General features: G+C 67.4%; 11 protein-coding genes. 6 read left to right on the forward strand and 5 right to left on the reverse strand.

The features are described 5' to 3' along the window. Positions 1 to 15: 15 nt before the first annotated feature. Both rimO and adhP read left to right on the forward strand, forming a co-directional pair. Positions 16 to 1,404, forward strand: coding sequence for a 30S ribosomal protein S12 methylthiotransferase RimO (rimO, locus tag AC57B5_RS01705; protein WP_016453016.1), 1,389 nt, complete (start codon positions 16 to 18; stop codon positions 1,402 to 1,404). A 150-nt stretch (positions 1,405 to 1,554) separates the two neighbouring features. Next, positions 1,555 to 2,583, forward strand: a complete 1,029-nt coding sequence (gene adhP, locus AC57B5_RS01710) for an alcohol dehydrogenase AdhP (RefSeq protein WP_034391942.1) — start codon at positions 1,555 to 1,557, stop codon at positions 2,581 to 2,583. Between the two features lie 63 nt (positions 2,584 to 2,646). Here adhP and AC57B5_RS01715 read toward each other — a convergent pair whose 3' ends face one another. The 5 genes from AC57B5_RS01715 to AC57B5_RS01735 form a co-directional block, all read right to left on the reverse strand. Continuing rightward, positions 2,647 to 4,065, reverse strand: a complete 1,419-nt coding sequence (locus AC57B5_RS01715; RefSeq protein WP_096915858.1) for an MATE family efflux transporter — start codon at positions 4,063 to 4,065, stop codon at positions 2,647 to 2,649. 54 nt (positions 4,066 to 4,119) lie between these two features. Next, the gene (locus tag AC57B5_RS01720) at positions 4,120 to 4,722 is read right to left on the reverse strand and encodes a DUF2239 family protein (protein ID WP_496399422.1); all 603 of its coding nucleotides are present in this window, start codon (positions 4,720 to 4,722) and stop codon (positions 4,120 to 4,122) included. A 153-nt stretch (positions 4,723 to 4,875) separates the two neighbouring features. Beyond that, positions 4,876 to 5,430, reverse strand: a complete 555-nt coding sequence (gene efp, locus AC57B5_RS01725) for an elongation factor P (protein ID WP_012204719.1) — start codon at positions 5,428 to 5,430, stop codon at positions 4,876 to 4,878. A gap of 162 nt (positions 5,431 to 5,592) precedes the next feature. Beyond that, entirely contained in the window at positions 5,593 to 6,726 is a 1,134-nt protein-coding gene (gene earP, locus AC57B5_RS01730; RefSeq protein WP_496398571.1) for an elongation factor P maturation arginine rhamnosyltransferase EarP, read from the reverse strand. A gap of 5 nt (positions 6,727 to 6,731) precedes the next feature. Continuing rightward, positions 6,732 to 7,616: a LysR family transcriptional regulator gene (locus AC57B5_RS01735; RefSeq protein WP_496398572.1), complete on the reverse strand. Its 885-nt coding sequence runs from the start codon at positions 7,614 to 7,616 to the stop codon at positions 6,732 to 6,734. Between the two features lie 168 nt (positions 7,617 to 7,784). Here AC57B5_RS01735 and AC57B5_RS01740 point away from each other — a divergent pair, with 168 nt between their 5' ends. Genes AC57B5_RS01740 through uvrC form a run of 4 tightly spaced genes read left to right on the forward strand, consistent with a single transcriptional unit; the run spans position 7,785 to position 13,037 of the window. Further along, the gene (locus tag AC57B5_RS01740; RefSeq protein ID WP_013803127.1) at positions 7,785 to 9,002 is read left to right on the forward strand and encodes a CaiB/BaiF CoA transferase family protein; all 1,218 of its coding nucleotides are present in this window, start codon (positions 7,785 to 7,787) and stop codon (positions 9,000 to 9,002) included. Then, complete coding sequence (locus AC57B5_RS01745) at positions 8,999 to 9,988, forward strand: hydroxymethylglutaryl-CoA lyase (RefSeq protein ID WP_496398573.1); 990 nt, start codon at positions 8,999 to 9,001, stop codon at positions 9,986 to 9,988. The genes AC57B5_RS01740 and AC57B5_RS01745 overlap by 4 nt, the downstream gene beginning before the upstream one ends. 51 nt (positions 9,989 to 10,039) lie before the next feature. Continuing rightward, positions 10,040 to 11,026: a Bug family tripartite tricarboxylate transporter substrate binding protein gene (locus AC57B5_RS01750; protein ID WP_034391950.1), complete on the forward strand. Its 987-nt coding sequence runs from the start codon at positions 10,040 to 10,042 to the stop codon at positions 11,024 to 11,026. 58 nt (positions 11,027 to 11,084) lie between these two features. Further along, positions 11,085 to 13,037, forward strand: a complete 1,953-nt coding sequence (uvrC, locus tag AC57B5_RS01755; protein WP_034391951.1) for an excinuclease ABC subunit UvrC — start codon at positions 11,085 to 11,087, stop codon at positions 13,035 to 13,037. Positions 13,038 to 13,078: the final 41 nt, after the last annotated feature.

The following is a 13,078-nucleotide window of genomic DNA, read 5'->3' on the forward strand; positions in this document are numbered from 1 at the left end:
AGCGACGCAACAACCATGACAACCCCTGCAGGCGCGGCCGCTCCGCGCGTGGGCTTCGTGTCTCTTGGGTGCCCCAAGGCACTCACGGACTCCGAACTCATCCTTACCCAGCTCAGCGCCGAGGGCTACCAGACCTCCAAGACCTTCGAGGGCGCTGACCTGGTGATCGTCAACACCTGCGGCTTCATCGATGACGCCGTGCGCGAGAGCCTGGACACCATTGGCGAGGCGTTGGCCGAGAACGGCAAGGTCATCGTCACGGGCTGCCTGGGCGCCAAGGCGGGCAAGGACGGCGGCAACCTGATCCAGGAAGTGCACCCCAGCGTGCTGGCCGTGACCGGTCCGCACGCCACGCAGGAGGTGATGAACGCCGTCCACACCCATCTGCCCAAGCCGCACGATCCCTTCATCGACCTGGTGCCGGGCGCCTTTGGCGAGGCGGGCATCAAGCTCACGCCCAGGCACTACGCCTACCTGAAGATCTCCGAGGGCTGCAACCACCGCTGCACCTTCTGCATCATCCCTTCCATGCGCGGCGACCTGGTCTCGCGTCCCGTGGGCGATGTGCTCAAGGAGGCGCGTGCGCTGTTCGAGGGTGGCGTCAAGGAACTGCTGGTGATCAGCCAGGACACCTCGGCCTATGGCGTGGATGTGAAGTACCGCACGGGCTTCTGGGACGGCAAGCCGGTGAAGACGCGCATGCTCGAACTGGTGCAGACGCTGGCCGAGATCGCCGAGCCCTATGGCGCCTGGGTGCGCCTGCACTATGTCTACCCGTACCCCAGCGTGGACGAGATCATTCCGTTCATGGCCACGGGCCGCGTGCTGCCCTATCTGGACGTGCCCTTCCAGCACAGCCATCCCGATGTCTTGAAGCGCATGAAGCGCCCCGCCAACGGCGAGAGGAACCTGGAGCGCCTGCAGCGCTGGCGCGAAATCTGCCCGGATCTGGTGATCCGCTCCACCTTCATCGCGGGATTCCCCGGCGAGACCGAGCAGGAGTTCGAGCACCTGCTGCAGTTCCTGCGCGAGGCGCAGATCGACCGCGCGGGCTGCTTTGCCTACAGCCCCGTCGAAGGCGCTGCCGCCAATGAGATCCCCGGCATGCTGCCCCTGGAAGTGCGTGAGGAGCGCCGCGCGCGCTTCATGGCCGTGGCCGAGGAGGTTTCCACTGCGCGCCTGCAAAAGCGCGTGGGCCAGACCATGCAGGTGCTGGTGGACAAGTCCGTGGGCCTGGGCAAGAAGGGTGGCGTGGGCCGCAGCTATGCCGATGCCCCCGAGATCGATGGCCTGGTGCACCTGCTGCCGCCCGAGAAGGCCAGCAAGACCTACAAGGTGGGCGACTTCGTGAAGGCGCGCATCGTGGGCACGCAGGGTCACGACCTGGTGGGCCAGCCTGTGTAAGGCCTGCATTCGCATCCCTGAAAAGCGGGCAAGGTTTTCCTTGCCCGCTTTTTTTGTCCTTGATGGTCCAAGGCCTGATTTTGATCAAGGCGTTCAGGTCGCTTCGCTGAAATGCTGTACCTACTTTGACGCAAAGAAAGGATGGCGCGAATGAACAGGACCATGAAGGCCGCCGTGGTGCGGGAGTTTGGCAAGCCGCTCACCATCGAGGAAGTCCAGGTGCCCAGGCCCGATCCCGGCCATGTGCTGGTGAAGATCGAGGCCTGCGGCGTCTGCCATACCGACCTGCATGCGGCGCAGGGCGACTGGCCCGTCAAGCCCAATCCGCCTTTCATTCCCGGCCATGAAGGCGTGGGCTATGTGGCCGCCGTGGGTGCAGGCGTCACCCATGTGAAGGAGGGTGACCGGGTCGGCATTCCCTGGCTCTACACGGCCTGCGGCCATTGCGAGCATTGCCTGGGCGGCTGGGAGACGCTGTGCGAGCAGCAAAAGAACACCGGCTACTCCGTCAACGGCGGCTTTGCGCAGTACGCGCTGGCCGATGCCAATTTCGTGGGCCTGCTGCCCGGCAGCGTGGACCTGATCGAGATCGCACCCGTGCTGTGCGCGGGCGTCACCGTCTACAAGGGCCTGAAGGTCACGGACACCAAGCCCGGCAACTGGGTGGTGATCTCGGGCATCGGCGGCCTGGGCCACATGGCCGTGCAGTACGCCAAGGCCATGGGCCTGAACGTGGCGGCGGTGGATGTGGATGACGACAAGCTGGCGCTGGCCCGGCGCCTGGGCGCACAGGTCACGGTCAACGCCATGACCACGGACCCTGCGGCCTACCTGAAAAAGGAGATTGGCGGCGCACACGGCGCCCTGGTGACGGCGGTATCGCCCAAGGCCTTCGAGCAGGCGCTGGGCATGGTGCGGCGCGGCGGCACGGTATCGCTCAACGGCCTGCCGCCCGGCAGCTTCCCGCTGCCCATCTTCAACATGGTGCTCAGCGGCGTGACCGTGCGCGGCTCCATCGTGGGCACGCGGCTGGACCTGCAGGAGTCGCTGGACTTCGCGGCCATGGGCAAGGTCAAGGCCACCGTGTCCACAGACCGGCTGGAGAACATCAACGACATCTTTGCGCGCATGCATGAAGGCAAGATCGAAGGGCGCGTGGTGCTGGACCTGAACGCCTGACGCCTTGCCCACCCCAAAAAAAACAGGCTTCCCTCGGGAAGCCTGTTTTGCATGGCGCACGCCTTACACCATGCGGCGGATGGGGCGCTTCTTCCAGACCAGCTTGTAGTAGGCGGTCTGCAGGCACAGCGTCAGGGTGTAGGACAGCGGAAGCGCCATCCAGATCCCCATCAGCCCGAAGCTGCGGCTCAGCCACCAGGCCATGGGCAGCTCCAGCACGGCGAGCACCGTGATGGTGATGGCCGTGGGAATGACCACATCGCCGCTGGCACGCATGATGGACGACAGGGCAATGAAGCAGCCCAGCAGCAGGCCGCTCCACAGCACGATGTACAGCAGCTCGATGGCCAGCACCAGCACCTGCTCGTCGGTGATGAACATGCCCAGTAGCGGCCGTGCGAACAGGCTGCCGATCAGGGCCAGGGCGGCGCCCAATGCCAGGTTCATGCGGATGGCCGTGGCCGTGATGGCTCCCAGGCGCTCGCTGCGTCCCGCGCCGATGGCCTGGGCGCCGAGGATGGAGGCCGTGATGGCGACCGAGATCACGGGAAACTGCGCAAACGAGTTGATCTGGTTGACCGCGCCATAGGCGGCCGTGGCGCTGGAGCCGAAGCCGTTGACCAGCGACACGACGACCAGCCCGGCCATGGACGAGGCAATCATCTGCACGCCCGTGGGAATGCCCACGCGCAGGATGCTCTTGAGCAGGGTCCGGTCAATGCGCATGGCCTTCCACAGCGCGGCATTGGGCGCCAGCGGGCTGCCGATGCGGCGCAGCCGCCAGCCCAGCCAGGCCAGCGCCAGGGTGAAGCCCAGGATCATGGACACGCCCGCGCTGGCCACGCCCAGGCGCGGCAGGCCGGCCCAGCCCGCGATCAGCGCCGGGGTGCAGGCCAGGCCCGTGCCCGTGGAGATCAGCAGGGCCAGCATGGGCGAGACCGTGTCGCCCACGCCGCGCAGCAGCGAGGTGGCCAGCAGGAACACGAACAGCCCCGGCATGCCCAGCAGCACGATGCGCGAGTACAGCGTGGCCTGCTCCATGATGTCGGGCGGCGTGCCCAGCAATCGCATCAGCGGCTCGGTGAACAGCCCGCCGAACAGGGCCACGATGGCGCCGAACAGCAGCCCTATGCACATGGCCGTGCCCGCAATCGCGCGCAGCTTGTCATGCATGCGCGCGCCGTAGGCCTGGCCGATCAGCACCGAGGAGCCCGCGCCCAGGCCGATCACGAAGGCGATGAAGAGGAACATCACCGGAAAAAAGGCCGCGACGGCGGCCAGCGCCTGCACGCCCAGCATCTGGCCGATGAAGACGCTGTTGATGGTGCCCGACAGCGATTGCAGGATGTTGGCCAGCACCATGGGGCCCAGGAACACCAGAAAGGTGCGCCACAACGGCTGGCTGCCGGCAATGGGCGGCCCGCCGGGGCTGGATGCGGCAGGCGCGGCGGCCTGGGGCAGGGGTTCGGTTGGTTTCGTCATGTTGTGTCTGGTAATGCGACGAGAAAAGCAGTGAGGTCGGGCCGGTTCAGGTCTTCAGTCCTGGGCTGGCGCCGCAGGTGAGTCCGCCCACACGGGGCCGCCCAGTTGCTGCAGATAGCTTCGCACATCCTCGGGCCAGGCGGCGGTGTGCTGTGCAAAGGCTTCGGCCTGGCGTGCAAACAGGGCGCGGCTGGCGTCCTCGAAATGGGGCAGGTCGCCCGCCATCTCGCTCATGAAGCGGTAGACGGCTTCGGTGGCGGCGCGCACGGCATCCTGTGCGGCGTGCTTGCCGCGCGCCTCCTCGATCAGCCTGCGCAGTGCGCCGGAGGCGCCGCCGGGCTGGCGGTTCAGCCATTCCCAGTGGCGCGGCAGCAAGGTGACTTCGCGTGCCACCACGCCCAGCTTGGGGCGGCCCACGCTGCGCGGGGCGGCGGCTTGACCGGGTGCGGGCGATGCGGCCAGTTCGCTGCGCCAGTCCAGGTCCAGCCGCATGCCGCTGTGGTCGTCGAAAACCCACAACGGCGGTGCCGATCCACTGCCCTGCGCCTGTTGTTCATGGCTTTGCAGGAACTGCAGGACGGCAGGCCTGTCCCCCTGGAGCAGACGGCCATGGCCCTGGAAGATGGTGTAGCTGGGTGCGGGCTCGGCGCCCGCCATGCAAGAGTCGGTAGTCATGCGGCAGATATTAGCCGGGTAAAATTAGCAAGTCAATTAAATCCGGGTAAATATCTGCGTGGATACCGCGCGCCCAAAGAAAAAGCCCCTGGCAGAGACTGCCAGGGGCTTCGCAGAGGGAACTGCAGGCGTTGTTTAGACGCGCTTGCGGTACTCGCCCGTGCGGGTGTCGATTTCGATCTTGTCGCCCTGGCTCACGAACAGGGGCACGGGCACTTCGAAGCCGGTGGCAATCTTGGCAGGCTTGAGCACCTTGCCCGATGTGTCGCCCTTGACGGCGGGTTCGGTCCAGGTGATTTCGCGTTCCACGGAAGTGGGCAGTTCGCAGGAGATGGCCTTGCCGTCGTAGAACACGACTTCGGCTTCCATGCCGTCTTCCAGGTAGTTGATGGCGTCACCCATGTTGGTGGCTTCCACTTCGTACTGGTTGAAGTCGGCATCCATCCACACGTACATCGGATCGGCGAAGTAGGAGTAGGTGCACTCCTTCTTGTCCAGGATCACGTTGTCGATCTTGTCGTCGGCCTTGAAGACGACTTCGGTGCCCATGTTGCCCAGCAGGGACTTGAGCTTCATGCGGACGGTGGCGGCGCCGCGGCCACCGCGAGCGTATTCGGTCTTCAGGACGATCATCGGGTCCTTGCCGTGCATGATCACGTTGCCGGCGCGGATTTCTTGAGCGATTTTCATAGCTTGCTTGGCTGAGGTTGAGCCGCTCAACAGGGCAGGCAAGCGAAGTCGCTGGGACGGTGCGCCTGCCGCAGTTCCGCGGCGGGTGCAACCCTGGTTGGTCGATGGCGGCCGGCTGGCGGTCGCCCGCAGCGGCGCCTCCAGGGAGGCAAAACGTGCATTCTAGCTTTTTTCGGTCACGAAAGCTTGTAGCTGCTCAATCAATGGGGTCTGTTGCAGCAGCCGCGAGCGTGCCGCCTGCACGCATTCCTGCCATTGCTGCAGCAGCGCGGGCGTGATTGCGGGCAGGGTGCTTGCCGGTGCCATGCCGTTCCAGGCATGGTGGAAGGCGCGCAGGCTGGCTGGTGCCTGCAGCCAGTCAAGAAAGGCGTCGAGCTTGTCGTGATGGGCGTCGTCGTGCTGGGGATAGATGTGCCAGACCAGCGGCTGGCCCGCCCACAGTGCGCGTACCAGCGAATCCTCGCCACGCACCAGGTTCAGGTCGCAGGCCCAGAGCATTTCATCGAACTGAGGTTGAGGGCAGGGCTGCAGCGCATGCCGGGTCACCGCGCCTTGTTCCGTGGCGGGCACGCTGGCCATGGCCTGTTGCACGGCGGCGGCTGCGCGCCCCGGGGTCACCAGCAAATGCGTGGCCTGCGGGACCGGGGGGGCTGAATGCAGCTCGGCCAGCCATTGCGGCAGGGCAGGGGGCTCGTAGCAGAACAGAGAGATAGCGCAATCGCCGGTGCCTATGCCGTGGCGTGTGCGCCAGGCCTGCCGGCCCTCGGAAGCAAAAGCTGCCTGGCGCGCGGCCAGGTCCGGCTCGCGCAGCAGGCCGCCCGTGGCGGCCGTGAAGCCCGGGTAGAAGAACCAGCGCGTCAACCCCGCAGCCGGCCCCGACATCAGCGGCGAGGGCAGGCGGTGGCAGCGCTCCACATAGTCCTCTGCCGACAGGTATTCGAGGTTGATCCACAGCGGTGCCCGGCGCGCGATGGCTGCCAGGAAGGGCGGCGGGATCTCGCAGCCGAAGGCCTCGATGACCACATCGCCCACGGCCTGCGGGACATCCTGCGCCTGCGTGGGCCAGCCGTGCACGCTGAGCCCGGCCGGGTGGGGCCGGGGAGCCATCCAGGCCAGGGCGCTGGCGTCGTCCATCCACAGCCGCACGCGCTGGCCGCGTGAAGCCAGGTCGGCCGCCGCGCGCCAGCACACGCCGATGTCGCCAAAGTTGTCTATGACCTGGCAGAAGATGTCCCAGGTCAGCGCAGCGGCCTGCTCTGGCAGAGGGGCCGGGGGGATGGGGTTGAAGGCAAGCATGGGAATCAGGGTTCGCACAGGTGTTCGACCAGCAACTGCGCCACAGGCGGCAGTGCCTCTTGCGAGCGCACGCACAGCATCAGCTGGCGCTCGGCCCAGGGCTCGTCCAGCGCAATGCAGCGCAGCGGCAGGGCGCCCAGGTACAGGCGTGCGCTGCCTTCGGGCAGGATGCCGACGCCCAGGCCCGAGGCCACCATCAGGCACAGCGCGTCATAGCCCGTGACCTTCATGCGCAGCCGGGGCTGCAGGCCCAGGTCGGCCGCGGCGCGCGTGATCTGGTGGTTGAGCGCGCTGCCGGCGTGCATGCCCACCAGGTCATGGTCCAGCACCTGGGCCAGCCGCAGCGAGCGCCGCCGTACCAGCGCATGGCCCTGGGGCACGATGACGATGAGGCGATCGCGCCGGTAGGGGCGCAGGCGGATCTTCTCTCCGTAGCTGCCCTGGTTGAGGATGCCGATGTCGGCCTCGTTGTCCGCCACGGCGCGCGCGATGTCGCTGCTCACGCGCTCCTGCAGGCGCACGTCCACATGCGGTTGCTGGTCCAGGAAGCGCTGCAGCTGGGAGGGCAGGAACTGGGTGATGGCCGAGATGTTGGCCATCACACGCACATGGCCGCGCAGGCCACTGCCGTACTCGCGCATCTGCTCGCCGATGCCGTCCAGGTCGTTGAGCACGCCGCGCGCCATGTTCAGCAGTGCATAGGCTGCGGCCGTGGGCACGCTGCCGCGGTTGCTGCGGGTGAACAGCTCCACCTGCAGCTGGCTTTCCAGCTCGGCCAGCCGCCGGCTGGCGGCCGAGGGGGCGATGTGTTCGCGTGCGGCGGCGCGTGCGATGGCGCTTTCCTCCATCACGGCCACGAACAGGCGCAGCGAAATCGGGTCAAGTTTCATGGGGTGGCGATTATCTCCCGGCCCCGCCCGGCTGGGTTCTGCCATGCCGGTTTGCGATGGCAGCGTCGCGCTTGAGCGTTTTGCGGCCGGCGCGGACGGCGGCAAGATCGGCGCCGCGGCAATGCCATCGGAGGCTGGCCGCAGGAGACAAAGAGGAAGCGCTAACCCATGACACAACAGACAAGGCAGGCACCCACACCCGGCGCGCTCAATGGCGTGCGCGTGGTCGAGATGGGGCAATTGATTGCAGGGCCGTTCTGCGGCAAGACGCTGGGCGAGTTCGGCGCCGACGTGGTCAAGATCGAGGCGCCGGGCGCGGGCGATCCGCTGCGCAACTGGCGCCTGATCAAGAACGGCACCTCGGTCTGGTGGCAGGTGCAGTCGCGCAACAAGCGCTCGGTGGCGCTGGACCTGCGCCAGCAGGAGGGCCAGGACATCGCGCGGCGCCTGATCGCCGAGGCCGATGTGCTGGTCGAGAACTTCCGCCCCGGCACGCTGGAAGGCTGGGGCATGTCGCCCGAAGAGCTCCATGCGCTCAACCCCGGCCTGGTCATCCTGCGCATCTCGGGCTACGGCCAGACCGGCCCTTACCGCGACCTGCCGGGCTTTGGCGTGATCGGCGAGGCCATGGGCGGCCTGCGCCACCTGACGGCCGAGCCGGGCCGCGTGCCGGTGCGCGTGGGCGTCTCGATTGGCGACACGCTGGCCGCGCTGCATGGCGTGATCGGCGTGATGATGGCCCTGTACCACCGCAAGGTGAACGGCGGTGCCGGCCAGGTCATCGACGTTGCCCTGCACGAGGCCGTGTTCAACGTCATGGAAAGCCTGCTGCCCGAATACAGCGCCTTTGGTGCCGTGCGCGAGGCGGCGGGCAGCGCGCTGCCGGGCATTGCGCCGTCCAACGCCTATCCTTGCCAGGACGGGTGGGTGCTGGTGGCCGGCAATGGCGACTCCATCTTCAAGCGCCTGATGGCCACCATCGGCCGCCAGGACCTGGCCGACGATCCGCAGCTGGCCGACAACGCGGGCCGCGTTGCGCGCATCGCCGAGATCGACGCCGTCATCGGCGGCTGGACGCGCTCGCAGAGCGTGCAGGCCGTGATGGACCAGCTGGCCGCCGCGCGCGTGCCGGCCGGCAAGGTCTACACGGCCAAGGACATTGCCGAGGACCCGCACTACCGCGCCCGCGACATGATCCTCAGCCAGCACACGCGCGACGGCGACGACATCGAGGTGCCGGGCATCGTCCCCAAGCTCTCGCTCACGCCCGGCACGGTGCGCAGCAGTGCGCCCCATGTGGGCGATGACACCGATGCCGTGCTGGCCGAGGCCGGCCTCACGGCCCAACAGATTGCGCTGCTGCGCAGCAAGGGAGTGATCCAATGAATGCCGTCCACCCCACGGATGTCTGGCAGGGCGCGGGCCGCCGCGTTTTCTTCAACGAGGTCGGCACGCGCGACGGGCTGCAGATGGAGCAGGCCTTTGTCCCCACCGAGGACAAGATTGCCCTGGTCAATGCGCTGTCGCAGGCTGGCCTGTCCAAGATCGAGGTCACGGCCTTTGTCTCGCCCACGGCCATTCCCGCGCTGCGCGATGGCGAGATCGTCATGCGTGAGATAGAACGCCGGCCCGGCACCATCTACACGGCCCTGGTGCCCAATGCCCGCGGCGCCGAGCGCGCCATCGAGGCGCGCACGGACGAGCTCAACCTCGTCATGTCGGTCAGCGAAACCCACAACCTGTGCAACCTGCGCATGCAGCGCAGCCAGTCGTTCGCGGCGCTGGCGCAGGTCGTGGCCACGGCGCAGCAGGCGGGCGTGCCGGTCAACGTCTCGCTGTCGTGCTGCTTTGGCTGCCCCATGGAGGGCGATGTGCCGCAGCAGGAAGTCTTCGACTGGGTGCAGCGCTTTGCCGACCTGGGCGTGCAGGGCATCACGCTGTGCGACACCACGGGCATGGCCTTCCCGACCCAGGTGCGTGACATGGTGGCCGCCTTCCGGCAGCGCTGGCCGCAGTTGGGACTGACCCTGCACTTCCACAACACACGCGGCATGGCCCTGGGCAATGTGCTGGCCTCGATCGAGGCGGGCGGCGACCGCTTCGATGCCTCCATCGGCGGCCTGGGCGGCTGCCCCTACGCGCCCGGCGCATCGGGCAATGCCTGCACCGAGGACATCGTCCACGCGCTGCAGCTCATGGGCTACGACACCGGCGTGGACCTGGCGCAGATCGTCGCGGCCGCGCGCAGCCTTCCCGCGCTGATCGGCCATGACACGGCCAGCCAGATCGCCAAGGCCGGCGCGCGGCTGGACCTGCACCAGCCGCCAGCCGACTTTGCAGCCATCCGCGAACGGGCCTTGGCCAAGGGCTGAGGCCGGCGCGCATTCTCATTCACAAGAACCGAGCAAACCAAGGAGACAAAGATGAAGAAGATTCAACGCAGACAGATCGCAGCCGTGGCCATGGCCATCGCAGGACTGGGCCTGGGCGGCACAGCCGCGCTGGCCCAGGGCGGCTACCCCGCCAAGACCATCACCATGATCGTGCCGGCCGCAGCCGGCGGCACCACCGACCTGGCGGCGCGCATGGCGGCCCAGGCGCTGGCGCCCGTCATCGGCCAGTCGGTGGTGGTGGACAACAAGGGCGGCGGCAACGGCTCCATCGCAGCCAGCCTGGTCAAGCGTGCCGAGGCCGATGGCTACACCCTGCTCATGCAGTACTCGGGCTACCACGTCATCTCGCCCCACCTGACCAAGGCCCGCATCTGGGAGCAGGGCGACTTCCAGCCCGTGGCCAATGTGCTGTCGGCGCCGCAGATCATCGTGGTGCGGTCCGAGCTGCCCGTGAAGACGCTGGCCGAGCTCGTGGCCTATGCCAAGGCCAACCCCGGCAAGCTGAACTACGCCTCGTCGGGCAATGGCTCGCTTCAGCACGTGACGGGCGCCATGCTGGAGCAGCAGGCCGGCATCAAGATGGTCCACGTCCCCTACAAGGGCACCGGCCCCGCGCTGCAGGACCTGCTGGGCGGCCAGGTGGACCTGACCTTCGGCACGGCGCCGCCCTTCATGCCCCACGTGCAAAGCGGCAAGCTGCGCGTGCTGGCCGTCACCGGCACGCAGCGCCTGCCCAGCCTGCCTGACGCGCCCACCACGGCCGAGGCCGGCTATGCGGGCGTCAACGCCACCTCCTGGTTTGCCGTGTTCGCGCCCGCCGCCACGCCCAAGCCCGTGATCGACAAGCTCACGGCCGACCTCAAGAAGGTGGTGGAGAACCCGGCCTTCAAGCAAAAGGCACAGGAGCAGGGCGCCACGGCGGACTACATGAACCCGCAGCAGCTGGGCGCCATGGTCAAGACCGAGTGGTCCAACTGGGCCCAGGTGGTCAAGTCCTCGAAGATCGAGGCCGAGTAAGAGCCCGAGGGCCCGCAGGCCCGCTGCGGCGGGCCCGGGCAGCGGCCACAATAGGCGCATGTCCGAACCCCATTCCGATGAACTGCTGGCCCAGGTGGCAGCGCTGCCGGGCCTGCCCGGCGTCTACCGCTATTTCGACGCGGCAGGCGGCCTGCTGTACGTGGGCAAGGCCATCAACCTCAAGCGCCGGGTCTCCAGCTACTTCACCAAGAACCATGGCGGCACGCGCATAGGCCACATGGTGGGCAAGATCGCCCGCATGGAGACCACGGTGGTGCGCTCCGAGGCCGAGGCCCTGCTGCTCGAAAACAACCTCATCAAGACGCAGCACCCCAAGTACAACATCCTGTTTAGGGACGACAAGAGCTATCCCTACCTGAAGATCACCGGCGTGGCCGCGCGCGACGGCCAGGCTGGCGAGCCTGCCCACCAGCGCTTCGCGCGCATGGCCTACTACCGTGGTGCCGTGGACAAGCGCCACCGCTACTTCGGTCCCTATCCCAACGCCTGGGCCGTCAAGGAAAGCATCCAGCTGCTGCAGAAGGTCTTCCGGCTGCGCACCTGCGAGGACACGGTCTTTGCCAACCGCTCGCGCCCCTGCCTGCTCTACCAGATCAAGCGCTGCAGCGGCCCTTGCGTGGATCTGATCTCGCCCGAAGCCTATGCGCTGGATGTGCGCAATGCCGAGGCCATGCTGCGCGGCGAAACCCAGGAACTGCTGCGCCAGCTGGAGGCCCGCATGATGGAGCACGCCGGGCGCATGGAATACGAGCAGGCCGCCGAGGTACGCAACCAGATGACGGCGCTGTCGCGCGTGCTGCACCAGCAGGTCATAGAAACCGCCGACGACCGCGACGTGGACATCCTCGCCGTGAAGGTGCAGGGCGGCCGCGCCTGCGTGAACCTGGCCATGGTGCGCGGCGGCCGCCACCTGGGCGACCGGCCGTACTTTCCCGCCAACCTGGGCGATGCCGCCTCGGTCTACGCCGGCGAGGAAGAGGCCAATCTTGCCGAATCCGCGCGCCCGGTTGAGGACATCGTGCTGGAGGCCTTCATCGCCCAGCACTACACCGGCGTGGCCGTGCCGCCCGTGCTCATCGTCAGCCATCCGGTGGACAAGAAGCTGCTGGCCCTGCTGAGCGAGCAAGGCGGCGTGCGCATCACCGCCGTGCAGCAACCGCGCGAGCAGCGGCGCATCTGGCTGGAGATGGCGCAAAAGAACGCCGACATCCAGATGGCCCGCCTGCTGGCCGAAGAAGGCTCGCAGCAGGCGCGCACGCGCGCGCTGGTCGAGGCGCTGGACCTGGCCTGCGAGAACCTGGATGAACTCACCATCGAATGCTTCGACATCTCGCACACGGCGGGCGAGGCCACGCAGGCTTCCTGTGTGGTCTTCCATCACCACAAGATGCAAAGCAGCGAATACCGGCGTTTCAACATCGAAGGCATCACGGGCGGCGACGACTATGCCGCCATGCGCCAGGTGCTGACGCGCCGCTACAGCCGCGTGGCCGAGGCGCAAAGGGAGGCGGGCGGTGCCGAGCTCACGGGCAAGCAGCCGCAACTGCCGGACCTGGTGCTGGTCGACGGCGGCAAGGGCCAGGTCAGCATGGCGCGCGAAGTCTTCGAGCAGCTGGGCCTCGATGTCTCGCGCATCGTGGGCGTGGAAAAGGGCGAGGGGCGCAAGGTCGGCCTGGAAGAGCTGGTCTTTGCCGACGGGCGCGAGAAGATCTACCTGGGCTACGACTCGGCCGCGCTGATGCTGGTGGCCCAGATCCGCGACGAGGCCCACCGCTTCGCCATCACCGGCATGCGCGCGGCGCGTGCCAAGGTGCGGGTGGGCGGCGGCAAGCTCGAGGAGATTCCGGGCGTGGGCCCCAAGAAGCGCGCGCGCCTGCTGCAGCGCTTTGGCGGCGTGCGCGGCGTGTCCGAAGCCACCGTCGAGGACCTGTGCAGCGTGGACGGCATCTCGGCCGCGCTGGCTGAAGATATCTACCGTGCATTGCATTGAAATGACCGTCCCGCAGGCTGCACCGCGGGCCTTGAAACAGA

It is taken from the genome of Delftia sp. BGA-UO-ETr-SB1, assembly GCF_059567865.1.

Bases quoted from the DNA above. Each gene is read 5' to 3' on its own strand.
- rimO (WP_016453016.1), top strand. From the start codon at position 16: ATGACAACCCCTGCAGGCGCGGCCGCTCCGCGCGTGGGCTTCGTGTCT.
- adhP (WP_034391942.1), top strand. From the start codon at position 1,555: ATGAACAGGACCATGAAGGCCGCCGTGGTGCGGGAGTTTGGCAAGCCG.
- AC57B5_RS01715 (WP_096915858.1), bottom strand. From the start codon at position 4,065: ATGACGAAACCAACCGAACCCCTGCCCCAGGCCGCCGCGCCTGCCGCA.
- AC57B5_RS01720 (WP_496399422.1), bottom strand. From the start codon at position 4,722: ATGGCGGGCGCCGAGCCCGCACCCAGCTACACCATCTTCCAGGGCCAT.
- efp (WP_012204719.1), bottom strand. From the start codon at position 5,430: ATGAAAATCGCTCAAGAAATCCGCGCCGGCAACGTGATCATGCACGGC.
- earP (WP_496398571.1), bottom strand. From the start codon at position 6,726: ATGCTTGCCTTCAACCCCATCCCCCCGGCCCCTCTGCCAGAGCAGGCC.
- AC57B5_RS01735 (WP_496398572.1), bottom strand. From the start codon at position 7,616: ATGAAACTTGACCCGATTTCGCTGCGCCTGTTCGTGGCCGTGATGGAG.
- AC57B5_RS01740 (WP_013803127.1), top strand. From the start codon at position 7,785: ATGACACAACAGACAAGGCAGGCACCCACACCCGGCGCGCTCAATGGC.
- AC57B5_RS01745 (WP_496398573.1), top strand. From the start codon at position 8,999: ATGAATGCCGTCCACCCCACGGATGTCTGGCAGGGCGCGGGCCGCCGC.
- AC57B5_RS01750 (WP_034391950.1), top strand. From the start codon at position 10,040: ATGAAGAAGATTCAACGCAGACAGATCGCAGCCGTGGCCATGGCCATC.
- uvrC (WP_034391951.1), top strand. From the start codon at position 11,085: ATGTCCGAACCCCATTCCGATGAACTGCTGGCCCAGGTGGCAGCGCTG.